This window comes from Acidocella aromatica (assembly GCF_014201825.1).
Taxonomy (GTDB): Bacteria; Pseudomonadota; Alphaproteobacteria; order Acetobacterales; family Acetobacteraceae; genus Acidocella; species Acidocella aromatica.
Window position 1 is genome coordinate 171,938 of the sequence record NZ_JACHFJ010000003.1, and the last position, 24,146, is coordinate 196,083.

21 protein-coding genes and 3 tRNA genes are annotated in these 24,146 nt (G+C 65.5%); 14 read left to right on the top strand and 10 right to left on the bottom strand.

Features of this window, described 5'->3' with window-relative positions; translation table 11 throughout:
- The first annotated feature begins 16 nt into the window (after positions 1 to 16).
- Positions 17 to 910 (top strand): tyrosine recombinase, encoded by an 894-nt coding sequence (locus HNP71_RS05465; RefSeq protein WP_183265876.1) that lies wholly within the window; start codon positions 17 to 19, stop codon positions 908 to 910.
- On the opposite strand, the gene HNP71_RS05470 is transcribed toward HNP71_RS05465, so the two are convergent.
- From HNP71_RS05470 to HNP71_RS05490, 5 genes are read right to left on the bottom strand one after another with little or no spacing between them, the layout of a single operon-like run.
- On the bottom strand, positions 899 to 1,867 hold the full coding sequence (locus tag HNP71_RS05470; protein ID WP_183265877.1) for a glycosyltransferase family 2 protein: 969 nt from the start codon (positions 1,865 to 1,867) through the stop codon (positions 899 to 901). The genes HNP71_RS05465 and HNP71_RS05470 overlap by 12 nt on opposite strands.
- Positions 1,857 to 3,305 carry an exopolysaccharide biosynthesis polyprenyl glycosylphosphotransferase gene (locus HNP71_RS05475; RefSeq protein WP_183265878.1) on the bottom strand — a complete coding sequence of 483 codons (1,449 nt, stop codon included), beginning with the start codon at positions 3,303 to 3,305 and terminating at the stop codon, positions 1,857 to 1,859. Before HNP71_RS05475 ends, HNP71_RS05470 begins: the two co-directional genes overlap by 11 nt.
- A gap of 55 nt (positions 3,306 to 3,360) precedes the next feature.
- Entirely contained in the window at positions 3,361 to 3,807 is a 447-nt protein-coding gene (locus tag HNP71_RS05480; RefSeq protein WP_183265879.1) for a GtrA family protein, read from the bottom strand.
- A complete protein-coding gene (locus tag HNP71_RS05485) occupies positions 3,797 to 5,086 on the bottom strand; it encodes an adenylosuccinate synthase (protein ID WP_183265880.1) in 1,290 nt (429 codons plus the stop codon). Before HNP71_RS05485 ends, HNP71_RS05480 begins: the two co-directional genes overlap by 11 nt.
- A gap of 12 nt (positions 5,087 to 5,098) precedes the next feature.
- Positions 5,099 to 6,238, bottom strand: a complete 1,140-nt coding sequence (locus tag HNP71_RS05490; protein WP_183265881.1) for an ATP phosphoribosyltransferase regulatory subunit — start codon at positions 6,236 to 6,238, stop codon at positions 5,099 to 5,101.
- 115 nt (positions 6,239 to 6,353) lie between these two features.
- Between HNP71_RS05490 and HNP71_RS05495 the strand changes: the two genes are divergently transcribed.
- Both HNP71_RS05495 and HNP71_RS05500 read left to right on the top strand, forming a co-directional pair.
- Positions 6,354 to 7,766, top strand: a complete 1,413-nt coding sequence (locus HNP71_RS05495; RefSeq protein WP_183265882.1) for an MBOAT family protein — start codon at positions 6,354 to 6,356, stop codon at positions 7,764 to 7,766.
- Positions 7,766 to 8,758: a hypothetical protein gene (locus tag HNP71_RS05500; protein WP_183265883.1), complete on the top strand. Its 993-nt coding sequence runs from the start codon at positions 7,766 to 7,768 to the stop codon at positions 8,756 to 8,758. The genes HNP71_RS05495 and HNP71_RS05500 overlap by 1 nt, the downstream gene beginning before the upstream one ends.
- A 38-nt stretch (positions 8,759 to 8,796) precedes the next feature.
- On the opposite strand, the gene cobT is transcribed toward HNP71_RS05500, so the two are convergent.
- From cobT to HNP71_RS05515, 3 genes are read right to left on the bottom strand one after another with little or no spacing between them, the layout of a single operon-like run.
- Positions 8,797 to 10,680, bottom strand: a complete 1,884-nt coding sequence (cobT, locus tag HNP71_RS05505) for a cobaltochelatase subunit CobT (RefSeq protein ID WP_183265884.1) — start codon at positions 10,678 to 10,680, stop codon at positions 8,797 to 8,799.
- A 6-nt stretch (positions 10,681 to 10,686) separates the two neighbouring features.
- Positions 10,687 to 11,697: a cobaltochelatase subunit CobS gene (cobS, locus tag HNP71_RS05510; RefSeq protein ID WP_183265885.1), complete on the bottom strand. Its 1,011-nt coding sequence runs from the start codon at positions 11,695 to 11,697 to the stop codon at positions 10,687 to 10,689.
- 52 nt (positions 11,698 to 11,749) lie between these two features.
- Entirely contained in the window at positions 11,750 to 12,310 is a 561-nt protein-coding gene (locus HNP71_RS05515) for a DnaJ domain-containing protein (protein ID WP_183265886.1), read from the bottom strand.
- Between the two features lie 74 nt (positions 12,311 to 12,384).
- Here HNP71_RS05515 and HNP71_RS05520 point away from each other — a divergent pair, with 74 nt between their 5' ends.
- Positions 12,385 to 12,663, top strand: a complete 279-nt coding sequence (locus HNP71_RS05520) for a BolA family protein (protein ID WP_183265887.1) — start codon at positions 12,385 to 12,387, stop codon at positions 12,661 to 12,663.
- The gene (locus tag HNP71_RS05525) at positions 12,660 to 13,475 is read left to right on the top strand and encodes a creatininase family protein (RefSeq protein ID WP_183265888.1); all 816 of its coding nucleotides are present in this window, start codon (positions 12,660 to 12,662) and stop codon (positions 13,473 to 13,475) included. The genes HNP71_RS05520 and HNP71_RS05525 overlap by 4 nt, the downstream gene beginning before the upstream one ends.
- On the opposite strand, the gene HNP71_RS05530 is transcribed toward HNP71_RS05525, so the two are convergent.
- The gene (locus HNP71_RS05530; RefSeq protein ID WP_183265889.1) at positions 13,441 to 14,136 is read right to left on the bottom strand and encodes an ATP12 family chaperone protein; all 696 of its coding nucleotides are present in this window, start codon (positions 14,134 to 14,136) and stop codon (positions 13,441 to 13,443) included. The two genes, HNP71_RS05525 and HNP71_RS05530, sit on opposite strands and share 35 nt — an antisense overlap.
- Positions 14,136 to 16,553, bottom strand: coding sequence for an AsmA family protein (locus tag HNP71_RS05535; RefSeq protein WP_183265890.1), 2,418 nt, complete (start codon positions 16,551 to 16,553; stop codon positions 14,136 to 14,138). The genes HNP71_RS05530 and HNP71_RS05535 overlap by 1 nt, the downstream gene beginning before the upstream one ends.
- A gap of 99 nt (positions 16,554 to 16,652) precedes the next feature.
- Between HNP71_RS05535 and HNP71_RS05540 the strand changes: the two genes are divergently transcribed.
- From HNP71_RS05540 to HNP71_RS05580, 9 genes are all read left to right on the top strand, one after another.
- A tRNA-Leu gene (locus HNP71_RS05540) sits at positions 16,653 to 16,737 on the top strand.
- Positions 16,738 to 16,780: 43 nt separating this feature from the next.
- On the top strand, positions 16,781 to 18,103 hold the full coding sequence (gene tig, locus HNP71_RS05545) for a trigger factor (protein WP_183265891.1): 1,323 nt from the start codon (positions 16,781 to 16,783) through the stop codon (positions 18,101 to 18,103).
- Between the two features lie 131 nt (positions 18,104 to 18,234).
- On the top strand, positions 18,235 to 18,903 hold the full coding sequence (gene clpP / locus HNP71_RS05550; RefSeq protein WP_183265892.1) for an ATP-dependent Clp endopeptidase proteolytic subunit ClpP: 669 nt from the start codon (positions 18,235 to 18,237) through the stop codon (positions 18,901 to 18,903).
- 220 nt (positions 18,904 to 19,123) lie between these two features.
- Entirely contained in the window at positions 19,124 to 20,380 is a 1,257-nt protein-coding gene (clpX, locus tag HNP71_RS05555) for an ATP-dependent Clp protease ATP-binding subunit ClpX (protein ID WP_183265893.1), read from the top strand.
- 126 nt (positions 20,381 to 20,506) lie between these two features.
- Positions 20,507 to 22,918 carry an endopeptidase La gene (lon, locus tag HNP71_RS05560; RefSeq protein ID WP_183265894.1) on the top strand — a complete coding sequence of 804 codons (2,412 nt, stop codon included), beginning with the start codon at positions 20,507 to 20,509 and terminating at the stop codon, positions 22,916 to 22,918.
- 122 nt (positions 22,919 to 23,040) lie between these two features.
- Entirely contained in the window at positions 23,041 to 23,319 is a 279-nt protein-coding gene (locus HNP71_RS05565; RefSeq protein ID WP_221246638.1) for an HU family DNA-binding protein, read from the top strand.
- 43 nt (positions 23,320 to 23,362) lie between these two features.
- Positions 23,363 to 23,437 (top strand) — tRNA-Val (locus HNP71_RS05570).
- Between the two features lie 123 nt (positions 23,438 to 23,560).
- Positions 23,561 to 23,637 (top strand) — tRNA-Asp (locus tag HNP71_RS05575).
- A gap of 143 nt (positions 23,638 to 23,780) precedes the next feature.
- Entirely contained in the window at positions 23,781 to 24,146 is a 366-nt protein-coding gene (locus HNP71_RS05580; RefSeq protein WP_343062262.1) for an NADH-quinone oxidoreductase subunit A, read from the top strand.

Sequence of the window (24,146 nt, forward strand, 5' to 3'; positions counted from 1 at the left end):
TTATCACATTGAGCGCATGACGATAGATGGCCAGGCAGAGGCGTTTCTGGAAATGCTGGCCGCAGAGCGGGGGGCGGCGGCCAACACGCTCGCCGCCTATGCGGCGGACCTGGATGATTTTCTTGGCTTTTTGCGCACGCGCGGGGTGAGCGCCTGGGCGGCGGATGCCAGCCATGTGGCGGCCTATGTGCGCCAGCTATACGAGTTGGGGTTGGCCGCGCGCACCCAAGCGCGCAAGCTTTCCACCCTGCGGCAGTTCTTCCTGTTCCTGCTGCGCGAGGGGCGGCGGAGCGATAACCCGATGGCCGAGTTTGCCTCCCCGCGTTTGCCAAAGGCGCTGCCGAAATATCTGAGCGAGGCGGAGGTGATGGCTTTGTTCGGCGCGGCGCGGGAGCTTTCCGGCCTGAAGGGGCTGAAGGCGGTGGCGGGGCTGGAGATCCTCTACGCCACAGGCCTGCGCGTTTCGGAACTGCTGGCCCTGAAGGGCGAGGCGCTCTCCACCGATGCGCAGATGCTGTTGATTAAAGGCAAGGGCGGACGTGAGCGCATGGTGCCACTCTCGGCGCCCGCGAAGGATGCGGCGGCGGCACTGCGTGAGGTGATGGAGCAGAAGAAGCCCGTGCCGCGCTATCTGTTCAGTGGGCGCGACCCGCGCGAGCCGATGACCCGCCAGGGCTTCGCGCTGCTGCTGAAACAGGTCGCGGTGCAGGCGGGGGTGGACCCGGAACGCCTCTCGCCGCATGTGCTGCGGCATTCCTTCGCCTCGCATTTGTTGGCGCATGGGGCGGATTTGCGAAGTTTGCAGAAGCTCCTTGGTCATGCGGACATCTCCACCACCGAGATTTACACCCATGTCCTGGCCGAGCGGCTACAGAAGCTGGTGAATACGCTGCATCCCCTAGCTGAATAGGCTAACCACTTGGCGCACCAGCCCGCCGCGATGGCGCGTCTCATTGCGGCTGATATAGCGGCGCATTGACTCGGGCATCCGGCGCGGCTCGGGAATGTTTGCTTCAAAAGCCTGTGCCACCCCCCGCCAGACTTGCGGCGCGCAGCCATGCCGCCGCCCGTGCAGCCAATACACCCCGATGCGTGGCACCAGCCCCAGCCGGGAAGCCCCCCATTTGCGCGCGATGATCAGCCGGTTACGGACGAACCAGGCCATGCGCTCGCCGCTCCACTGTACCCGCGCCTCGGCGGATGATTTGTGCAGCACGGTCAAGGTGCCATCGTAGGCAATGCGCCAGCCCAGAGCGATGGCGGCGAGGCAGAAATCATATTCCTCCCAGGTGAAGAACAGGCTGGAATCATACCCCCCGGCGGCGCTCCAAGCGGCGCGGCGGATGGCGTGCCCGGCCCCGACGAAGGTGGAGGCGTCGAACCGCTCCCTGAAGCGCGGCAGCAGGGATTTGGGGTAGCCCCAGGCGCCTGGATCGGGGCCCGTGCCGTCGGCGGTGAGGATGGCGAAGCCCAGAGCGCCGAGATCGGGGCTGCGGCGGAAGCGCTTCAGCGCGTTGGCCACCACCCAGTCGTCGCGGAAGGTGGCGTCGTTATCCAGCGCCACGATGACGCTCCCATGGCCGAGTTTGGCCGCGAGATTGCGCCCGCCCGCCACGCCGAGATTTTTGCCCGCGCTGTGGAGAGCGAAGCGCGGATGGGTACCGAAGGCGCGGGCGATGGCGGCGATGGTCTCGGGTTCCGAGCCCTGGTCCAGCACGGTGACGTGGAAGTCTCCGCCGCGCTGGGCCAAGGCGGAGCCGATGGCCTCTAGCGTATCCTCCAGCCGGTTGAGGCAGAGGATGATGATATCCGCGTCGTACCCGCCCAAGGGTGGGGGGAAGCCGGCGCGGCGCTTCTCAGTAGGCATTCTTCTGCGAGAGCACGGCGGGGAGCGTGCGCAACAGGATGGAGAGATCCAACCCCAGCGACCAGTTCTGGATATATTCGAGGTCGCTGGCCAGCCGCTGCTCCAGCGCCGCGATGGCCGGGGTGGCCCCGCGCTGACCGCGGATCTGCGCCAGCCCGGTCATTCCCGGCTTTACCCGGTGGCGCAGCCGGTACAGGCGCAACGCGGTTTCGAAGCTCAAGCCCTCCACCTGCGTCTCCGGCGCGTGCGGGCGCGGGCCAACGAGCGACATATCGCCGCGAAGGACGTTGATAAGTTGGGGGAGTTCGTCGAGCGAAAGGCGCCGCAGGATGCGCCCCGCCGGGGTAATGCGCGCATCACCCGTCTGGGCCTGGACGAAGGGGCGTTCCGGCGCATGTGTCATGGTGCGGAACTTGAGTAGGGAAAAGCGCCGCCCATGCGCGCCGATGCGCGTCTGGCGGAACAGGACCGGCCCCGGGCTGCTCAGGCGCACCGCCATGGCCAGGGCCAGCAGCAGCGGGGCGACGAGGGCGAGCAGGGTCGTGCCGCCCAGCAGGTCCAGCAGGCGCTTGGCCGGGTTGGCGGAGGTGATCAGCTCCTCGGTGGCGATGGGCATGAGCTTGCACGCGCCGGAGCGGGATTTCAGCACGTCGGGCAGATTGGATGCGAGGTCGAAGGCCATCCAGATCTGCGCCGGGAAAGCGAGCAGTTCGGCCAGCAACTCCTGGTGCAGCGCGGCGCTGAAGCTCTCCAGCGCGGGGTGGTGGATGAACACCACGTCCTTAATGTCCCGCTCATGGATGAGTTGCAGCAGGGCCTGGGGATCCGGCAGTTCCGGCCAGCGGTGCCAGTTGCCCGGCTCGTGCAGCCGCGAGAGGTGCAGCACCCCGGCGACGTTGCGGGATATCCGCTTCTCGGCCAGGGCGCGGGGCAGGTCGCGCGGGCAATGGTCGTAGCAGATGACGAGCGTGCCGCGCCCGGCCTGGGCTGGGTCATCTGCCTCCGTGTGGATGGCGAGCAAAGAGCGCCCGCCCGCCAGCAGCAGCGGGGTGATGCCGAGGTCGGCCGCCGTCCAGGCGCGAGTGAGGATATGCGGATCCCCAAGCAGCAGCGCCAAGGCGAGCATGGCGAGGCTGGTGGCGAGGAAGCTGTTGGCGGCGATGCTGGCGGGTTGCCGGGCCCACTTCCTGTAACCGCCATGCGAGGCGGTGAGCAGCACTGTGAGCAGGGCTAACAGTGCGTAAAACCACAGGTTGCGGAACAAGTCTTCGCTCTCCCGCATGAGCAGGCTGCCTGTCAGCGGCAGTGCCAGCATACAGAGAAGATCGGAAATAACCAGCAATTGCTGGCGGGTGAGCAGCGTGCGGGGGCAAAGAGAGGCCGTTTCAGCGCGGGTTTGCCCTTGTATCAGGGCCGCCGAGGCGTGAAGCTCCGCCATACGAGACGCTCTCTAAGGTTGTCGTGTAGTTAACGTGTTGTTACTTTGGGTTGTATTAACGAAACACGAAACGCTTGGAAAGCACATAATTAAAGATTAGCCCCGCTAACGTACCGGCGATGATGGCAATCACAGGTTGTTGATTGGCGAGGGGGAAATGGGCCACCAGGGCGAAGAACACGCCGCGATTGAAAACAAATCCCACGGCATTGGCGGCGATGAAGCGCGCCCATTGGATATGGGCGGCATCATGCTCGTGGTGGCGGAAGGTCCAGAGCCGGTTGGCGGCCCAATTGACCGTGGCGGCGACGAGAAAGCCGCACGTGCCCGCGATGTAGAGATTGGTATGGCCGCGCAGCAGGTAGACGGTGCCGGTATCCCAGCAGAAGCCGAAGCCGCCGACGATGCCAAAGCGGATGAAGCTTTCCGGCAGCCCCAGCCGTGCCAGCAGCACGACCAGGGCATCGAGCCAGTTCAGCAGAAGCGGCTGGTTAGCCTGCAAAGGGGTCCTGCATCAGGATGGTGTCGTCGCGCTCCGGGCTGGTGGAGAGCAGGGTGACCGGGGCTTCAACCAGCTCCTCGATGCGCTTGACGTATTTAATCGCCGCCGCCGGAAGCTCGGCCCAGGAGCGGGCGCCACGGGTGGAGGTGCTCCAGCCTTCCAGCGTCTCGTAGATCGGCTCCGCCGCCGCCTGGGCCGCCATGCCGGCGGGCAGGTGCTTATAAGCCTTGCCGTTGATGGTGTAGCCAACGCCGATCTTCAGCTCCGTGAAGCCGTCCAGCACGTCCAGCTTGGTCAGGGCCAGACCCTGGATGCCGCCGACCTTCACGGCTTGGCGGACCAGTGCGGCGTCGAACCAGCCGCAGCGGCGCTTGCGTCCGGTCACGGTGCCGAATTCATGCCCGCGCTCGCCCAGTTGCTGGCCGGTCTCATCGTGCAGCTCGGTGGGGAAGGGGCCGGAGCCGACGCGGGTGCAATACGCCTTGGCGATGCCGAGCACGCGGCCCGCCGCGTCCGGCCCCATGCCGCTGCCGGACCCGGCGGTGCTGGCCACGGTGTTGGAGGAGGTGACGAACGGGTAGGTGCCGTGATCGACATCCAGCATCACGGCCTGCGCGCCCTCGAACAAAATGCGCTGGCCGAGCTGCTTGGCCTCGGCGAGGCGCTCCCACACCGGCTCGGCGAAGGGCAGCAGCTTGGGCGCCAGTTCCAGCAGGCTGGCCAGCACGTCTTCCTTCTTGAAGGTCGGCGCGCCGAGGCCGGCGAGCAGGGTGTTGTGGTGCAGCAGCAGCTCGTCGAGCTTGGCGGCCAGGGTCTCGGGTTCCGCGAGGTCGCAGACGCGGATGGCGCGGCGGGCCACCTTGTCCTCATAAGCTGGGCCAATGCCGCGCCCGGTGGTGCCGATCTTGCGCTCGCCACGGGCGGCTTCGCGCGCGGCGTCCAGCGCGGCGTGCAGCGGCAGGATCAGCGGGGCGTTGTCGGCGATGCGCAGGGTCTCGGGCGTGACTTTCAAGCCCTGGGCGGAGACGCGCTCGATCTCGGTCAGCAGGGCGAACGGATCGATGACCACGCCATTGCCGATGACGCCCAGCTTGCCGCGCACGAGGCCGGAGGGCAGCAGGGAGAGCTTGTAGGTCTGATTGCCCACGACCAGGGTATGCCCGGCATTATGCCCGCCCTGGAAACGGACTACGACATCCGCGCGGCTGGCCAGCCAATCCACAACCTTGCCCTTGCCCTCGTCGCCCCATTGCGCGCCGATGATGGTTACGTTCGTCATAATCCTGGTTCCTTAAGCGAGCGGGACGATCTGGCCGTCCGAGAAGACATGGCTGCAACCCAGACGGCGCGCCTCGGCGCGCGGGTCCGGGTGCGGGGCCAGGCCGTTGATGGTGGCGAAATGTTTTGCGCGCGCGGCGGCTGCGTCCTGGGCCTTGGTGCCGAAAGGCACGTACAGGCGCGGGCGCAGCTTGGGCTGGGGCGCGAGGCGGGTGATGGTGTCCGGGTACAGCGTGATGCCGGTGGCGGGTTCGTTATCGCACAGATAGCGCCCGCCCCGCCCCAGCTCGGCCTGCTCGCCAGCGGCGAACACGGTCATGCAGATGCCGGTATGGTATTGATAGCCGCGGAATTCCACCGGATCGATGGTGAGCTGCAGCTCGGGCCGGGCGGCGCGCAGCACGTCCACGGTCTCGGCGAGGCGGGCGATCTGCGCCTTGGCGGGGGCGGGCAGGTCCATGGCCAGCAGCAAGGGGATGGCGCGCTCGACCAAGCCGCTGGCCTCCAACAGTGCCAGCAGCACCGGGGCGGCGGCTCCGCCATGCTCGGCGACACCGGCGCTGTCCTTACGGTCCAGCGCGCGGGAGAGGGCGGCGGGCTGCACCGGGCCGAGCTTGGCATCGACCAGATCCGGTACTAGGCGGGGCACGGTGAGGTCCACACTGAGCTGGGTCAGGCCTACGGCCTCCAGCGCCTCGATGGCGGTGAGGATGATCTCGGCATCCGCTGTGGCGGCGTCCAGCCCGATCAACTCGATGCCCGCCTGGGCGATCTGCCGCTCAGGCTCCAGATCTGTGCCGCGCACGCGCAGGCATTGCCCGGCATAGGCGAGGCGCAGCGGGCGGGGCGAGGCGGAGAGGCGGGTGGCGGCGAGGCGGGCGATCTGCGGTGTGGTGTCCGCGCGCAGGCCCATCATGCGCTGGCTCTCCGGGTCCATCAGCCGGAAGGTCTGCTCCGCCGTGGCGGCGCCCGAGCCCGCGAACAGGCTGTCCTCGAACTCCAGCAGCGGCGGCTTTACCCGCTCGTACCCGTGGGCGGCGAAGCAATCCATGATCGCCTCGACGGAGCGGGCTTCCAGCTCCGCCTCGGGGGGCAGGATGTCGCGCAGGCCGACAGGCAGAAGGGCAGGGTGGGTAAGCGCAGTATCGTTCATCGGGAACCGTTGTGGTGGCGTGGCGCTATAGCATCGCCATGCGGCAGGTCCAATTGTCTGGGGCGGATTAGTAAAGTAAACCGGCCTCGATACAACCACGGCGAGCAAAAATTGCGTGCTTTTCAATAGCAGGCTGTTCATTCTGGTGTTTTTGCCGGTGGCGCTGGGTGGGTTTCTGGCCGCCGCCAAGCTGGGGCGCCGGGCGGCGATGCTCTGGCTGCTGGCGGTGAGCTTGGTCTTCTACGCGTGGTGGAAGCCGCCCTTTCTGCTTTTGCTGCTGGTCTCCATCGGGGCGAATTCCGGCTTTGGGCGGATGATCCCGCGCGGGCGGTTTTGGCTGGTGGCGGGGCTGGGGTTCAATCTCGGCCTGCTGGGGCTGTTTAAATATGCCGTGCTGTTTGGGGCCACGGGCATTTTCCTGCCGCTGGGAATCAGCTTCTTCACCTTTCAGCAGGTGATGTATCTGGTGGACGTGGCGCGTGGCGAACTGGGGGAGGTGGGGTTCCTCGATTATGCCTGCTTCATCGCCTTCTTCCCGCATCTCATCTCGGGGCCGATCGTGCGGCCCGGCCATATCCTCCCGCAATTCGCGGCGTTGCGGCCCTGGGAGGGGCTGCGCGAGCGGCTGGTGCTTGGGACGGAAATCTTCCTGCTGGGGCTGGGCAAGAAGCTGGTGCTGGCGGATGGGCTGGCGCGCTTCGCCGAGCCGGGCTTCGCGGCGGCGGCGCGGCATGATCCGTTGAGCCTGATCGAGGCCTGGGTGGCGCTACTGGCCTATGGGCTGCAAATCTATTTCGACTTCTCCGGCTATTCGGACATGGCGATCGGCCTCGCGCGGATGTTCGGCATCAAGTTCCCGGTGAATTTCAACAGCCCGTACAAGGCACGGAACATCAGCGATTTCTGGCGGCGCTGGAACATCACGCTGAGCGGGTTTCTGCGCGACTACCTCTACATCCCGCTCGGCGGCAACCGGCAGGGCGAGGGCAAGCGCATCCGCAACCTGATGATCACCATGCTGCTCGGCGGGCTGTGGCACGGGGCGGCGTGGCGGTTCGTGCTGTGGGGTGGGCTGCATGGGGTGTATCTGGTGCTGCATGGCTGGGTGGAGCGGCTGGGCTGGCGGGTTCCGGCAAGGCTGGGCTGGGGGCTGACGCTGCTTTGCGTGCTGCTGGCCTGGGTGCCGTTCCGCGCCGAAGGGTTTGGCGCTGCGATGCTCTTTTATAAGGCGCTGTTCGGCGGCAATGGCGTCGCGCTCCCGCAGATTTTTGCCCAGGCCGTGCCCTGGCTCGCGGCGTATGTGCGTGTGGTGCCGGTGTTGCCGTATCTGGGCGATGCCCGCACCCTCAGCCTGCCGCAGGGTGTGTTGTTCCTGGCACTGGGGTGGTGGATTGCGCTGGCACTGCCGAATACGCAGGAGATGACGCGCAATCGCCGCCATATGGCGTTGTTGGGGAGTTTTGCGTTCAGCGTGCAAGCGCTGTTCTTTGCCCCGGCTGCCGTGCCGTTTCTGTATTTCCAGTTCTGATGCACCGGTTGCTGCTGACTTGTCTGGCCTCGGTGGCGTTGTATGCGGCAGTGTTCGCCGGGGTGGCGGACAGGCCATTATCTTTGGGCGTGCTGCGGCTGGAGTTGCTGGATAAAACCGCCGCACTGGCCGCCATGCCTTTGCCGCGCCTGGTGATTCTAGCAGGCTCCAACGGGCCGTATTCGCATTCCTGCGCGGTGCTGGGGACGATGTTGGATATGCCGTGCGAGAATGCGGGCATCGCCGTGGGCATTGGGCTGGACGATGTATTCGCCCGCTACGCGCCGCTGCTGCGTCCTGGCGATGTTGTGTATATGCCGATGGAACTGGCGCAATACACGATGAGTGCTGGGGAATATCGCGCAGCGGTGGATGGCGCATTCCTGCTCCGGCATGATCGGGATGTGCTGCGCGAGATGCCGCGAGAACGGGCGCTGGGTGCGGTTTTCTGCTGCCAATTGGATGATCTTCTGGAATCCGCCGCGGAGATGCCGCTGGCGCATCTGCATGCGCTGGACGCACAGGCGCTGCTGGCGCGAGAGTATAATGAACAAGGTGATAGAGTTGATAACGATTTGGCGTTGCGGGACGCAGCGCTGATTGGCGCTGCGCCGCGCGTGTTGCCGACATCGCCGGAAATCACTGCGGGGTATGGCAGCAGGCTGATTTCCGGTTTTGTCGCGGTGCAGGGGCGGCGGGGCGTGGTGGTGATTGGCGGGTTGCCGGCGGATGACCGGCAACAGGCGCTGCCGCCGGATGTGCTGGCGGCAATCCGGGCTGTGTATGTGCAAAATGGCGGGGCGTTTCTGGCGTTGCCGAATGAAAGCCATTACCCGGCGGCGGATTTTTTCAACAGCGAGGACCATCTGGCCAAGCCTTGCCAGTACGCGCATTCCATCGCGCTGGCGCCGCTGCTGGGGGCGGCGTTGCATCGCCCCGTGCAGCCGCCATCGCCTGAGGTTAAGGCGATGGCGGAGGCGTGTCCGCAGTAAAAGAAGTTTTTGGTACCGCTTTTTTCAAAAAGCGGCGTTTACCCGATCTGCGGCGCGCCTAGAGCGGTGGCGCGGTGCCAGGCGGCGCTGTCATCCTCGTCGAACAGTTCGGCCAGCTTGCGCATCATCGTGCCGCCCAGTTCCTCGGCGTCCACTATGGTCACGGCGCGGCGGTAATAGCGCGTCACGTCGTGCCCGATGCCGATGGCGATCAGCTCCACCAGCCCCCGGCTTTCGATGTCGCGGATCACGTCGCGCAGATGTCGCTCCAGATAATTCCCGGCATTCACCGAGAGGGTGGAATCGTCCACGGGGGCGCCGTCCGAGATGACCATGAGGATGCGGCGGTATTCCGGGCGGCCGAGCAGGCGCTTATAGGCCCAGAGCAGGGCCTCGCCGTCGATATTCTCCTTCAGCAGCCCCTCGCGCAGCATCAGGCCGAGATTCTTGCGCGCGCGGCGCATCGGCATGTCGGCGGCCTTGTAGATGATGTGCCGCAGATCATTCAGCCGCCCGGGCTGGGGCGGCTTGCCTGCCTGCACCCATTGCTCGCGGCTCTGCCCGCCCTTCCAGGCGCGGGTGGTGAAGCCCAAAATCTCCACCTTCACGCCGCAGCGCTCCAGCGTGCGGGCGAGGATGTCTCCACACATGGCGGCGACGGTGATGGGGCGGCCGCGCATGGAGCCGGAATTGTCGATGAGCAGGGTCACGACCGTATCCCGGAACTCGGTTTCCAGCTCGCGTTTATAGGTCAGCGCCAGCAGCGGATCGACGACGATGCGCGAGAGCCGGGCGGCGTCCAGCATGCCTTCTTCCAGGTCGAACTCCCAGGCGCGGGTCTGCTGGGCGAGCAGGCGGCGCTGCAGCCGGTTGGCGAGCTTGGCCACCAGCGCGTGCAGATGCTGGAGCTGCTGGTCAAGCTGTTGGCGCAGGCGGGTCAGCTCGTCCGGGTCGCACAGATCCTCGGCGGCCACCTCTTCGTCGAAGGCGGTGGTGTAGGCGCGGTAGGCGCTGACATCGCCGGTATCGGCGGGCGGGCGGCGGGTTTGCGGGCCGGAAGGGGCATCTCCCGCATCGGCGGACATATCCTCGGGCTCGCCTTCCTCTTCCTGGAAGTCGTCACCGGAATCGCCCTCGGCCATCTCGGGCTGGGCGGCCAGAAGCGGGGCCTCCTGCTCCTGGCGCTGGCCCTCGCTCTCCTGGCTGTTGTTCTGCTGCGAGCTTTGCTCGCCGGACTCCTGGCTCTGCTCCTCGCTCTCGTCATTGCCCGGGCCGGGCTCGGCCTCGGCGAGGTCCACCGCCGCCAGTAGCTTGCGCGCGGCGCTGATGTAATGGGTCTGGTCGCCCTGGGCGGAGGCCATCTCGTTCAGCGCGTTCTCGGCGTCCTGGCTCAGCGTGTTGTGCCAGAGATCGAGCGCATGCCGCGCCGAATCGGGCACCGAGGCCGGATCCATACGCTCGCGCGCCAGCAGGGCGACGGCCTCGGCCAAAGGCAGCTGGTCGCGGGTGGTCATCTTGTCCAGCCCGTGGGCGATGCACTCATCGTCCAGCTTGTGGCGCAGATTGGCCGCCACGCCCGCCATGTGCCGCGCGCCGTAGATTTCCACGCGCGCCTGTTCCAGTGCGTCGAACGCGGCACGGGCGTCGTGCGCCACGGGGGCGCGGGCGTTGTGCAGTGAATCGTCGTGGTGGCGCAGGCGCAGCGCCATGGAATCGGCGGCGGCGCGGAGCTTGGCCATCTCGGCCGCGGGCAGCGCGCGCGAGGGCGAGGGCAGGCGCGCCCGCTTGTTGTTGCTGGCCAGCCCCGCCGGGCCGGGCTGGTAGGCGACCTCAAGCTCCTGCGCATGCGCCATGGCGCGCAGCGTGTTTGCGGTCGCCCGCTTGAACTCCTCGGCCTTGCCCTGATCCTGCTTGCCGTTCATGTCGCGTCAGGCCGGCTGGCGCAGGCCGGTCGGGATCTCCTCGTTGAAGCAGCGCTGGTAGTACTCGGCCACCGTCTGGCGCTCGGCTTCGTCGCATTTGTTGAGGAAGGACAGGCGGAAGGCGAAGCCGACATCGCCGAAGATGCGCGTGTTCTCGGCCCAGGTGATGACCGTGCGCGGGGACATGACGGTGGAGATATCGCCCGCGATGAAGCCGGCGCGGGTGAGGTCCGCCAGCGCCACCATGCGCTCGACCTGCTGCTTCTTCTCGGCGTTGTCGGCGGCGATGCCCATCTTCGCCATCACGATCGCCACCTCTTGCGGGTGCGGCAGGTAGTTAAGCGTGGCGACGATGTTCCAGCGGTCCATCTGGCCTTGGTTGATCTGCTGCGTGCCGTGATAGAGGCCCGTGGTGTCGCCCAGGCCGACCGTGTTGGCGGTGGCGAACAGGCGGAAGGAGGGGTGCGGGCGGATCACGCGGTTCTGGTCGAGCAGGGTCAGCTTGCCCTCGACCTCCAGCACGCGCTGGATCACGAACATCACGTCCGGGCGGCCGGCGTCGTATTCGTCGAACACCAAGGCGCAGGCATGTTGCAGCGCCCAGGGGAGGATGCCCTCGCGGAACTCGGTGATCTGCTTGCCGTCCTTCAGCACGATCGCGTCCTTGCCGATAAGGTCGATGCGGCTGATGTGGCTGTCGAGGTTGACGCGGATGCAGGGCCAGTTGAGGCGGGCGGCCACCTGCTCGATATGCGTGGATTTGCCGGTGCCGTGATAGCCCTGAATCATCACGCGGCGGTTGAAGGCGAAGCCGGCGAGGATGGCGAGCGTGGTCTCGCGGTCGAACTTATAGGTGGGATCGGCCTCGGGCACATGCTCGGTGCGCAGCGAGAAGGCCGGGACCTCGAGATCGGAGTCGATGCCAAACACCTCGCGGACCTTCACCTTGATGTCGGGCAGGTTGATCGCCGAGGTGGAGGGGGTGCGGGAGTCAGACGTCGCGGCGATGTCGTTCATGTATTCGGTCCTTCAAGGCTGCATTGATTTTGCCATCTTACGCGGCGGGCGGCTAGGCCAACCTGCCGCGCAGCGTGGCATAGGCCAGATTGATGGTCTTCAGCCGCTCCTCGGCGCCCTTGTCGCCGTGGTTGGCGTCGGGGTGGTGCTTCTTGGCCAGGGCTTTGTAGGTGGCTTTCACCGTCTCCATCGAAACCGGCCAGACCAGCGCGAACACCTCCAGCGCCTCGCGCAGTTCGGGCGGCGCGCTGGAGCGTGGGGCGGGGTTGGGGCGTTCGGTGCCGAAGGCGAAGGCGTGCAGCTCGGCCTCGACCGCCTCTTGCAGGCGGGCGGCGTTGCCGTTCTGGCCCAGCGGCCAGCTCGGGCGCTGCCAGGATGCGTCGGCGCGCATTTCGGCTTCGATCTCGCCTTCGGACATGCCCTTATAATAGTCCCAGGAGGCGTTGTAGGCGCGTACGTGCTCCAGGCAGAACCAATGGAACTCGCGCAGATTGGTGCGGGATTTGGGAGCGCGGAATTCGCCGTCCAGCAGGCAGCCGGGGCTGTTGCAGCCCTGGCCTGGGGCCGCCGGATCGGGCGCGAAGGCGCGCGGCTTGCGGTTCGTCGAAATCATGGCCTTAATGTGCGCCCTCGCGCGCGATTGGCAACATGCGATGCGCGCAAGGATGCGATGAAAGGATGCGGATGATGAGCACACGGGCCCAGAGAATCGAGCAGGCGCTGCGGGCGGCGTTCTTGCCCACGGTGCTGGAGGTGGAGGATGAGAGCCGCCGCCATGCCCGCCATGCCGACAAATTCGACCTGCCCGCCGGGGAGACGCATTACGCCGTGACCATGGTGGCGGAATCCCTGCGCCCGCTCTCGCGGCTGGAGCGCTCGCGCGCGGTGCATGAGGCGCTGGCGGCAGAGTTCAAATCCGGGCTGCATGCGCTCTCGCTCAAGTTGAGCGCGCCGGAAACACCGTGACCGGGCCTGTCCGCCTAGGCGATCTCACCGCCCCCGCCTTTGCCGCCGCCCTGGGGCGCGATCCGGTGATCCTGCTGCCGCTGGGCAGCCATGAGGACCACGGTCCGCACCAGCCTATGGGTGATTACGTGCTGGCCGATATCATCGCCGAGCGCATCGCGCGGCGGGCGCATGAGCTGGGCGCGCCAGCCTATGTGGCGCCGAGCCTGCCCTATGGCGTGGCGGATTACTTTGGTTCCAGCCCCGGCGGGCTGGCGCTCTCGGCGGAGAGCTTCCGGGCGGTGCTGGAGGATCTGCTGCGCGGGCTGTTGCGGCATGGGCTGACGCGCATCGTCATCCTCAACGCCCATGGCGGGAATGTGCCGGTGATCCACCAGGTGACGCTGGCGCTGCGGCGCGAGACGGGGCTGGTGATCCCCTCTTTCTATCTGTGGAAGGTGGCGCGGCAGATTATGGAGCAACGCCTGGCGGGTGAGGGCGCGGCGCGGTTTGGCCATGGGGCGGAACCGCTGCTCTCGCTGAATCTGGCACTGCGCGGGGCGTGCGTGCGCGCCGAGGCCGGGTCTTCGCTGGCACCTGGTCGCGTGTTCGGCCTGCCGGTTACCGGGTTTGGCACGGTCAGCTTCCAGGGGCTGGCGGTCGAGGTGCCGGTGGAGTTCGACGCTGTGCCGCGCGAGGCGATTGCCGCCGCCTGGGAGCAGGGCGGCGCCGCCTTGGGCGAGGATGTGGCGGCGGCGCTGGTAGAGGCGGGGGCGAGGTTCGCCGGGCTGGTCTATTCTAGCCCCGGCACAGGGACAGGAACTGCTGGCTAGAGGCGATATCGGCGGTGACATGACGCCGCCGGGCGATGGCCTCCTTGTCCTGCCCCCAATTCGCTTCCTGCCATAGCTCGTCGGTAAAGGCGGTGTCGGCGGCGGTCTGGGCGTCCAGCGCGCCTTCCGCCACGGCGAGGCCAAGCACCAGACTGCCCAAGGCGGGGACGAGCACGCCCAGCGCCGCCAAACCGTATTCGGTATAGGCGTCGAGCGCGGTGGCAAAGCGCGCGGCGGTGTCCTCGGGTTGGTTGATGGGCAGCACCCCGGCGGTGATGAGCAGTTCCGCGCCGTACCGCTCGCGCGCCCAGTCCAGCCATTTATCCCATTGCGCGTTTTCGTGCGCCACCAGCGGGGCAGGGCCTTCGGCGCGGTAGCAGAGCAGGTCGTTCAGCCCATAGGCGGCGAGCTGGCGGATGATCTCGGCCCGGTGCGGGCGCACGCGGTCCTGTGCTGTGCTGGTGAGCTGGGTGAGGGGCAGGTCGTCGGGCGAGAACTCTTGCGGAGCGGCGCCCCATTCGGCGGCGATGCCCTCGGCCAGCGCGGCATAAGGCACGGAGAGGCCGCGCCCACCAGGGAGTTTCAGGGGCTTGGCGTCGAGCAGAACGGTGAAATGTTCGCCATCGGCGATGGCGGTCGTGGTGGTCCAGAAGCGTTTCATTATTGGCCAAGCAGAGCGTTGAGGTTGGCGGGAGAGCCGGGCTGGGGGGCTGCGGCCCGGATGGGGGCGGGGAAGCTGCCCAGCGGCGGCGCGGCGGGGCCGGATTGACCGAGCCGGGCGAGGTTGAGCGCGCCGGGGCAGAGATCCCCGCCCGGCGCTGGGGTGGCGGGTGCGGCGGTGAGCGTGGGCTGGGTAAAGCTGCCGCCGAGCACGACCGCGCTGGTGGCGTTCTGCCCGCGCGGTTGAGGTTGCAGTGTCACGGCCAGGGTCTGCTTGCCGAAATCCACGGTGCCGGAGCCGCGTAGCGTCAGGCGGGGGGTATCCAGCGCCAGGGCGCTGAGCGTGCCGGTGCCGTTGGCGGCATCCAGCCGCAAGGCGGCGCAGCGCACAGGCACGGGGCCGGGGGAGATGAGCTGCGGCTCGGTCAGTCCGGCGGTTTTCAGCACATCGCTGAGCAAGCTGCTCAGCACGCCGCCATCGACGATGCCATTCACCGCCGCCACCCCAAGGCTGCCGTTTAGCCCGGCGGCGATGGTTTGCACGTCATCGCCCGTGCTGGCGGCCTTGAGCTGAAGCTGCGCCGTGCCCTGGGCGGTATCCGGCAGGCCGAAAGCGCGCAGCAGCGGCGAGAGGGCAAGCGCCGGGGCGGTGAGTTGCAGGGTCTCGGCGGCAGTGGGCTTCGATGTGTCGATACCGGCGCTGGCGGACACCTCCCCGCCCGGCAATTCGCCGGTGAACGGATTGAGGCTGAGCACGCCATTCGAGACAGTGGCGTGACCCTGCAAGGCGGTGAAGTTCAGCTTGTGCCAGACCAGGGAGTCGGCGGCGAGCTGGATATCGGCATTGCCCAGATGCAGCCATGCCAGCGGCAGCGCCCAACTCGGCGCGGCGGTGGGCAGCGGCGGCGTTGGCAGCGGCAGGGCGGCGTCCAGCGCGTCGAGGTCCAGGTTGCTGAATTTCAGCGCGAGTTGGAGATCGGGGTGAGCGCCAAGGAACAGGCTGGCATCGCCGCCGAACTGGGCATGGTCCGTGCTCACGGCCAAGCTGTCCACTCCCACGGCGTTGCGCAGCCCCTGTCCGCCGGGGTCGATCAGCGTGGTCTGCACGGTGATGTTCTTCCAAGCGGGCAGGGCCGTGCCCGCGGCGGTGGAGAGCGCTGAGAGGTCCGGAATGGAGGCGTTGATGGCCAGAGCCACGCCGGAGAGCGTGCTTGGCGTGGCGATGGCCCCGGTGATGGCGGCCTTGGCGGCGCCGAGCTGGAGCGAAAGCCCGACCGGCAGGCTTGCCGTGGTGGCGGTACCCGCGGGCAGGAGGGAAGGGGCAAACAGCGTATCCGGCGCGCCGATGGCGCCCTTGACGCTAAATGGGTCCTGACCGAGCTGGCCGGTGGCTTGCAGCGTCAGCGGCTGGTCGAGCGAGGCCATCTCCACATCCAGCCCTTGCAGTTTCAGCCCAGGGCGCAGGGCGGAGAGGTCCGACGCTCCGGCGGTGAGGGAGAGATTGTTAACGGCGGGGATGGGGCCGGGGCGGTCGGAAAGCTCGGCGCCGAGATGCAGCTGGCGCATGGCGGGCAGGGCGCCAAGGGCCGAGAGATCCGGGACGTCCACGCTCAAGGTCAAGTCATAGCCTGAGCCGGTGCGCGGGTGCTCGATGGCGCCGGCAAGATGCGCTGTGGCTCCCGCGCCGGTGAGGCTGAGGTCCACCGGCCAGGGGCCGGCCCCGGCGTTGGAAAGCCGCGCGATGGGCCCGACCACCCCGGAAAGCTGCGCCTCCTGCATGCCGATTTTGGCGCCGCCCGAAAGATGCAGCGGGGCGGTGAGCGAAGCCGCGGTGCCGGTGACGCGCGGCAGGCCGAACCCATAGACCTGCCCGCTGGCCGGGATGAGGGTGACATGGCCATTGCGGATTTCCACAGCCTCCAGGGCGAGCTGGTAGCCGTGGAAATGATGCGTGCCGGTGGCATGGCCCGGTGCGGCGGAGAAATCCCAGTTGCTGGCGCCGGAGGGCAGGGTTTGCAGCGTGATGCGCGGGCGCTCCAGAACCAGGCGCAGAATGTCCAGATGATGGGTGAGCAGCGGCAGCAGGGCGATCTGCGCCTCGGCCTTGTCCAGCGTGACGAAATCGCCAGCAAAGCCGCCCGCCGGGTTGCCCAGCGTGACATTGCTGACCGTCAGCGTGGGGTTGAAGGAGAGATGCAGCTTCACGGGGCCGCCCAGGGTAAGCTGGCGCCCGGTGGCGCGTTCCGCCGCCGCGATGAGGGCGGGAGCGTAGGCGTTGGGATTGAAGCGGGCCATTGCCACCAGCCCCGCTGCCACCGGCAGGGCCACGAGCAGGCCGATGCCCGCCAGAAGCCAGAGCCGGGTGCGGGGGGGGCGGCCTTGCCGGTTCGGGGGCGTTTCGTTGTTCGCGCTGCTCATTGGGGATGCCAATTAGTCGCTTTTTCCCGCAGATACGAGGGGGCGCCTTGTGAAGTCTTGGAACTCGCGCTAGACGGCGCGGCTTGGAGTAGGGCTAAAGCGGGCGTGGTGAAACTGGTAGACACGCCAGATTTAGGTTCTGGTGACGCAAGTCATGGGGGTTCAAGTCCCTCCGCCCGCACCAGTAGAGTTGCTTAGTTGTTGTTTTATTGAGGATTTTGTCGTTCATGCAGGTTACCGAGACGCTCTCCGAGGGCTTGAAGCGCGGCTTTACCGTCGTGGTCCCCGAACCCGAACTTGCCGCCAAGCGTGAGACGCGTTTGGCCGAGCTGAGCAAGACCATGCAGCTGCCGGGCTTCCGTCCGGGCAAGGTGCCCCTCTCGATGGTGCGCAAGCGCTATGGCGAGGCCGTGGCCGCCGAAGTGGTGGACCAGGCCGTGAACGAGGCGGCTGGCAAGCTGATCGAGGAGCGCGGCCTGCGCCCGGCGATGCAGCCGAAGCTCGACATCACCAAGCCCGGCACTGAGTCCGACCTGGAATTCACCCTGGAAATGGAAGTGTTGCCCGAGGTCGCGGTGCCGGACGTGTCCGACATCACCCTGACCAAGCCGGTTGCCGCCGTGGCCGAGGAGAAGATCGACGAGGCGCTGAAGAACATCGCGTCGCAGCGCCAGAGCTTCAAGGACGTTGAGGAAGCCCGCCCCGCCGCCCAGGGCGAGCGCCTGACCGTGGACTTCATCGGCCGCATCGACGGCGTCGCCTTCGAGGGCGGCACCGCCCAGGATGTCGGTGTGATCGTCGCCGGCCCCGGCTTCATCCCCGGCTTCTCCGAGCAGCTTGAAGGGGTGACCCCCGGTGAGACCAAGACCATCACCGTGACCTTCCCCGAGGAATACGGCGCGCAGGATCTCGCCGGTAAGACCGCCGAGTTCGAGATTACTGCCAAGTCCCTCGCCGTGGCCGAGGTTCCGGCCATTGACGACGAGCTGGCCAAGGCTGTTGGCCTCGAGTCGCTGGAAGAGCTGCGCGGCAAGGTGTCCGAGCAGATCAGCCGCGAGTACGAGCAGCTGACCCGCCTGAAGCTGAAGCGCGCCCTGCTGGATGCGCTGACCGGCAAAGCCGAGTTCACCGCCCCGGAATCGCTGGTCGAGGCCGAGTTCGACGCGATCTGGCGCCAGGTTGAGGCCGAGAAGGCCGCCGGCAACGCCGACCCGGAGGATGCCGAGAAGGACGAGGAGACGCTGAAGGCCGAGTATCGCGCCATCGCCGACCGCCGCGTGCGCCTGGGCCTGCTGGTCGCCGAGATCGGCCGCGCCAACAACGTGACCGTGGCCGACCAGGAGCTGCAGCGCGCGATGTTCAACGAGGCGATGCGCTACGGCCCGCAGGCGATGCAGGTTGTGGAGTTCTTCCGCAAGAACCCGCAGCAGATGGAGCGCTTCCGCGGTCCGCTCTTCGAGGACAAGGTGGTGGACTTCCTGCTCTCGCAGGTGAAGCAGGACGAAGTCACCGTGACCCCGGAAGAGCTCGCCGCCGACGCGGAAGCTTAATCCGGCACTAGACGAACGCGTGCGATCATCTAACTTGGTTGCATGACGCCCGTTCCGCCCACACCGCGGCCAGGACATGGCCCGGTGTGATGCCGGGACGGGCGGTTTTTTTTGAGACAAGGAATGAAGTGATGCGGGATCGGGATCCAGTCGAGTTTTACAACAGCGCCCTGGTGCCGATGGTGGTGGAGCAGACCGCGCGCGGCGAACGCTCCTACGACATTTATTCGCGCCTGCTGAAGGAGCGGATCATCTTCCTCACCGGGCAGGTTTACGACGAGGTCAGCTCGCTGATCTGCGCGCAGCTGCTGTTTCTGGAGAGCGAGAACCCGAACAAGGAAATCTCGTTCTACATCAACAGCCCCGGCGGTGTGGTCTCCTCCGGCCTCGCGATCTACGACACCATGCAATATATCCGCTCGCCGGTGAGCACGGTGTGCATCGGTCAGGCGGCCTCCATGGGCAGCCTGCTGCTCTGCGCTGGAGAGAAGGGCAAGCGCTTCGCCTTGCCGAACGCCCGCGTGATGGTGCACCAGCCCTCCGGCGGCGCCCAGGGCCAGGCCACCGATATCGAGATCCAGGCCCGCGAGATCCTCAACCTGCGCCGCCGGCTCAACGGGATCTACGTGGAGCACACCGGCCAGCCGCTGGAGGCTATCGAGGCCAAGCTGGAGCGCGACACCTATATGTCCGCCCAGGAGGCCAAGGAGTTCGGCCTGGTGGATGACGTGGTGAAGAGCCAGCCCCGCGCCGAGGCGGAAACCCCCGCCGCCAGCACGGAACTGCCCGCTTCCATCTGAGCCGGGACCTGGCAGGAAACACGGACGGGCCCGGAGTCGCCTCCGGGCCCGTTTTTTGCGCTTTTTTGACGCAGCTCTTTCGCCGTTATGCCGGAGATGGGGCGGAATTTTCCTGCAATCGTTTGAAATAATTCTGGTTTTTCCTGTCCCGCGCGGTGCGCTTGTGTGGAAGAGCACAGGGAGCTAGTCTTTCAACTTAATTGCGCGCTGTGGAGTAGTTATGAGCAGCAAATCGGCCGATACAAAGAATACGCTTTACTGTTCCTTCTGCGGTAAATCGCAGCATGAGGTGCGGAAGCTTATCGCAGGGCCGACCGTGTTTATCTGTGATGAATGCGTGGAGCTCTGCATGGATATCATCCGTGAGGAGCATAAGACGCATCTGGTGAAGTCGCGCGATGGCGTGCCGACGCCACGCGAGATCTGCAAGGTGCTGGACGATTACGTGATCGGCCAGGGGCACGCCAAGAAGGTACTGAGCGTGGCCGTGCACAACCACTACAAGCGGCTCTCGCACGCCACCAAGAACAACGACATCGAGATCGCGAAGTCCAACATCATGCTGATCGGGCCGACCGGCTCGGGCAAGACGTTGCTGGCCCAGACGCTCGCGCGAATCCTCGATGTGCCGTTCACCATGGCCGACGCCACCACCCTGACCGAAGCCGGTTACGTGGGCGAGGACGTGGAGAACATCATCCTCAAGCTGCTGCAGGCCGCCGACTACAATGTCGAGCGGGCGCAGCGCGGCATCGTCTATATCGACGAGGTCGATAAGATCAGCCGCAAGTCGGATAACCCCTCCATCACCCGCGATGTTTCGGGCGAGGGCGTGCAGCAGGCGCTGCTGAAGATCATGGAGGGCACCGTGGCCTCCGTGCCGCCGCAGGGCGGGCGCAAGCATCCGCAGCAGGAATTCCTGCAGGTGGACACGACCAACATCCTGTTCATCTGCGGCGGCGCGTTTGCGGGGCTGGAGAAGATCATTGCCCAGCGTGGCAAGGGGCAGGGCATTGGCTTCGGCGCCGAGGTGCGCAGCCAGGACGAGCGCCGCACCGGCCAGATCCTGCGCGACCTGGAGCCGGAGGATTTGCTTCGCTTCGGGCTGATCCCCGAGTTCATTGGTCGTCTGCCCGTGGTGGCGACGCTCGATGATCTTGACGAGGCGGCGCTGATCGAGATTCTAACCAAGCCAAAGAACGCGCTTGTCAAGCAGTATGGCCGCCTGTTCGAGATGGAAGGCGTCAAGCTGACCTTCACCGACGAGGCGCTGAAAGTGGTGGCCGGGCGCGCGATCAAGCGCAAGACCGGTGCGCGCGGCCTGCGCTCGATCATGGAGTCCATCCTGCTGACGACGATGTTCGATCTGCCAGGGCTTGATGGCGTCTCCGAGGTGGTGATCAACGGCGAGGTGGCCGAAGGGCGATCCGAACCACTCTATACTTATAGCGAAAAGCGTACCGAAAACGCCTCCTGACGGGGCTTTTAGGAAGGCGGCCCTTGCGGGCCGCCTTTTCATTTCCGATATTCGGGATGTGGCCGCATGCGGCACGCATGGGCTGCGCCTAGGCAGGGCAGGCCATGAGACCTAGGGGAATTCGTAATGTCTGATGTAACCAAAACCGATACGCCGATGGATTCGCTGGCAGTCCTGCCGCTGCGCGATATCGTCGTCTTCCCGCACATGATCGTGCCGCTCTTCGTCGGGCGCGAGAAATCCGTGCGCGCGCTGGAAAGCGTGATGAAGGAAGACAAGCAGATCCTGCTCGTGGCGCAGAAAAACGCCGCGCAGGATGATCCTTCGGCCGAAGATATTTATAACGTGGGGACCGTCTCCACCATTCTGCAGCTGCTGAAGCTGCCTGATGGCACCGTGAAGGTGCTGGTCGAGGGCATCCGGCGCGCGCGCATCACCGGCTTCAAGGAGACTGAGGATTATTTCGAGGTCTCGGCCGAGCCGGTCGAGGAGCGGGGCGACGACACCAAGGAAGTAGAGGCGCTGAGCCGCACCGTGGTGGCGCAGTTCGAGCAGTATATCAAGCTGAACAAGAAGATCGCGCCGGAGGTGCTGGTCTCGGTCAACCAGATCGAGGCGCCCTCCAAGCTGGCGGACACAGTGGCGAGCCATCTGGGGCTGAAGATCGCCGAGCGGCAGGAACTGCTGGAGATGGACAGCACCGCCGAGCGGCTGGAGCGCGTGTTCAACCATATGGAAGCCGAGATCGGCGTGTTGCAGGTCGAGAAGAAGATCCGCAACCGCGTGAAGCGGCAGATGGAAAAGACCCAGCGCGAATATTACCTGAACGAGCAGCTCAAGGCGATCCAGAAGGAGCTGGGCGAGGGTGAGGACGGCAAGGATGAGGCCGCCGAGCTGGAAGCCAAGATCAACGCCACCAAGCTCTCGAAGGAGGCGCGCGAGAAGGCGCTGGGCGAGCTGAAGAAGCTGCGCTCGATGAGCCCGATGAGCGCCGAGGCGACCGTGGTGCGCAATTATCTGGAGTGGATCGTCGGCATCCCCTGGAAGAAGCGCAGCAAGATCAAGAACGACGTGGTCGAGGCGGAGAAGATCCTCGATACCGACCATTTCGGCCTGGACAAGATCAAGGAGCGAATCGTCGAGTATCTGGCGGTGCAGGCGCGCAGCCCGAAGGTGAGGGGGCCGATTCTCTGCCTCGTCGGCCCGCCGGGCGTGGGCAAGACCTCGCTGGCCAAGTCCATCGCCAAGGCCACCGGGCGGCAATTCGTGCGCATGTCGCTGGGCGGCGTGCGGGATGAATCCGAGATTCGCGGCCATCGGCGGACCTATATCGGCTCCATGCCGGGCAAGGTCATCCAGGGCATGAAGAAGGCCAAGACCTCCAACCCGCTTTTCCTGCTCGACGAGATTGATAAGCTCGGCGCCGATTGGCGCGGCGACCCGGCCTCGGCCCTGCTCGAAGTGCTGGACCCGGAGCAGAACTCGACCTTCGCCGATCATTACCTCGAGGTGGATTACGATCTGTCCGACGTGATGTTCGTGACGACGGCGAACTCCCTGCGCATGCCGCAACCGCTGCTCGACCGCATGGAGATCATCCGTATCCCCGGCTACACCGAGGATGAGAAGGTGGAGATCGCCAAGCGGCATCTGCTGCCCAAGCAGAGCGAGGCGCACGGACTGAAGCCGGATGAATGGTCCGTCTCCGACGATGTGCTGCACGAGCTGGTGCGCACCTACACGCGTGAGGCCGGCGTGCGTAACCTGGAGCGCGAAATCGCGACCCTGGCGCGCAAGGCGGTGAAGGAAATCGTCACCTCCAAGACGAAGAAGGTGGCGATCACCAAGCGCAATCTGGAGAAATTCTCCGGGGTGCCGAAATACCGATTCGGCGAGACCGAGTCGGAGGACATGGTGGGCGTTGTCACTGGCCTCGCCTGGACCGAGGTGGGCGGCGATATCCTGACCATCGAGAGTCTGCTGTTGCCCGGCAAGGGCGTCGTCAAGCAGACGGGCCAGCTCGGCGAAGTGATGCAGGAGAGCGTGCAGGCCGCGTTCTCCTATGTCCGCTCCCGTGCGATGCAGTTCGGCATCAAGCCGCCCTTCTTCGACAAGCACGATATCCACGTGCATGTGCCCGAAGGCGCGACTCCGAAAGACGGGCCCTCCGCCGGCATCGCCATGGCCACGACCATCGTTTCCGCCATCACGGGCATTCCGGTGCGCAAGGACATTGCCATGACCGGCGAAATTACCCTGCGTGGCCGCGTGCTGCCGATTGGCGGGCTAAAGGAAAAGCTTCTGGCTGCATTGCGCGCAGGGCTGAACACGGTTGTCATTCCGAAAGACAATGAGAAGGATCTCATTGAAATTCCTGACAACGTGAAAAAAGGCCTGAAAATCGTGCCGGTTTCCCATGTCGATGAGGTGATTGAGCTGGCGCTGGTGCGCAAGCCCGAGCCGATTGAGTGGGAGGAGGCGCCGGCGGAGATTAAACCGGCAGCAGAAGGAGCTGTCGCGCCGGGCTTGCCGCATTAAAAATCGGCAGTGTTTGACGCGAGACTTCGAACGTGGCTATCAACGCGCGCCAAACCCCCATTTGGCGCGCCCGCCATTCTGCGGACATCATCTATTATCTATGTATCTCACAACTGGGAGCTTTGCCCGTGAATAAGAATGACCTGATTGCCGCCGTGGCGGAAGAGACCGACCTGTCCAAGGCCAAGGCGGCCGAGGTTGTCGACGCTGTGTTCGGGGCGATCGAGAAGTCTCTGAAGCAGAAGGAAGAGGTTCGCCTGGTTGGGTTCGGCACTTTCGCCACCTCCGAGCGTGATGCCTCCAAGGGCCGCAATCCCCGCACCGGCGAGGAAATCGAGATTCCGGCGTCCACCTCCGTGCGCTTCAAGCCCGGCAAGACGCTGAAGGATGCCGTTAACTAACAACGGCAAAGGTGTGGACGGGAATTTTCCGTCCACTTTTTCAGGGCGGTTAGCTCAGCGGTAGAGCGTCTCGTTTACACCGAGAGGGTCGGCGGTTCGAAACCGTCACCGCCCACCATTTTGAGCTAGGTTAATTTTGTAACCCAGCTTTTCACTGACAAAATTCCGAAACATAGTTTTCTTGCCTGTAGTGCGCTTGACGTGGATCAAATAGCCCATTACACGGCCCTCATACTGAATTGCGGGTGTAGCTCAGTCGGTTAGAGCGCCGGCCTGTCACGCCGGAGGTCGCGGGTTCGAGCCCCGTCACTCGCGCCAGTTGTCATTCTCCGTTCCTACATGGAGTAATACCTCCCCTTCGTGGTGTGATCTTGACCACGACGTGTTGCGATGCGACACGGCGAATGACTTACTTTGAGCTGTGCGCCCTTTCGGCCCGGCGCGAACAAGGAGATGAGCAGGTGCAGGTAGCCCTTTCGCAATATTTTCCCATCCTTGTTTTCCTGGCCATCGGTGCCTTCCTTGGATTGGCCTTCGTCTTCGGCTCCAAGCTGGCGGCTCGGCAGAAGCCCTACCCCGAAAAACTCACGGCCTATGAATGCGGTTTCGACGCCTTTGGCGATGCCCGCCGGCGTTTTGACGTCCGCTTCTATCTGGTCGCCATTCTCTTTATTATCTTCGACGTCGAAGTCGCCTTCCTGTTCCCGTGGGCCATCAGCCTGGGGCGGATCGGCGCCGTCGGATTTTTCTCGATGCTCGGCTTTCTCGGAGTCTTAACTGTCGGCTTCGTATACGAGTGGAATAAAGGCGCGTTGGATTGGGAGTAG

Coding starts and splice junctions, on each gene's coding strand:
- HNP71_RS05465 (WP_183265876.1), top strand. CDS start 17: ATGACGATAGATGGCCAGGCAGAGGCGTTTCTGGAAATGCTGGCCGCA.
- HNP71_RS05470 (WP_183265877.1), bottom strand. CDS start 1,867: ATGCCTACTGAGAAGCGCCGCGCCGGCTTCCCCCCACCCTTGGGCGGG.
- HNP71_RS05475 (WP_183265878.1), bottom strand. CDS start 3,305: ATGGCGGAGCTTCACGCCTCGGCGGCCCTGATACAAGGGCAAACCCGC.
- HNP71_RS05485 (WP_183265880.1), bottom strand. CDS start 5,086: ATGACGAACGTAACCATCATCGGCGCGCAATGGGGCGACGAGGGCAAG.
- HNP71_RS05490 (WP_183265881.1), bottom strand. CDS start 6,238: ATGAACGATACTGCGCTTACCCACCCTGCCCTTCTGCCTGTCGGCCTG.
- HNP71_RS05500 (WP_183265883.1), top strand. CDS start 7,766: ATGCACCGGTTGCTGCTGACTTGTCTGGCCTCGGTGGCGTTGTATGCG.
- cobT (WP_183265884.1), bottom strand. CDS start 10,680: ATGAACGGCAAGCAGGATCAGGGCAAGGCCGAGGAGTTCAAGCGGGCG.
- cobS (WP_183265885.1), bottom strand. CDS start 11,697: ATGAACGACATCGCCGCGACGTCTGACTCCCGCACCCCCTCCACCTCG.
- HNP71_RS05515 (WP_183265886.1), bottom strand. CDS start 12,310: ATGATTTCGACGAACCGCAAGCCGCGCGCCTTCGCGCCCGATCCGGCG.
- HNP71_RS05520 (WP_183265887.1), top strand. CDS start 12,385: ATGAGCACACGGGCCCAGAGAATCGAGCAGGCGCTGCGGGCGGCGTTC.
- HNP71_RS05530 (WP_183265889.1), bottom strand. CDS start 14,136: ATGAAACGCTTCTGGACCACCACGACCGCCATCGCCGATGGCGAACAT.
- HNP71_RS05535 (WP_183265890.1), bottom strand. CDS start 16,553: ATGAGCAGCGCGAACAACGAAACGCCCCCGAACCGGCAAGGCCGCCCC.
- tig (WP_183265891.1), top strand. CDS start 16,781: ATGCAGGTTACCGAGACGCTCTCCGAGGGCTTGAAGCGCGGCTTTACC.
- clpP (WP_183265892.1), top strand. CDS start 18,235: ATGCGGGATCGGGATCCAGTCGAGTTTTACAACAGCGCCCTGGTGCCG.
- clpX (WP_183265893.1), top strand. CDS start 19,124: ATGAGCAGCAAATCGGCCGATACAAAGAATACGCTTTACTGTTCCTTC.
- lon (WP_183265894.1), top strand. CDS start 20,507: ATGTCTGATGTAACCAAAACCGATACGCCGATGGATTCGCTGGCAGTC.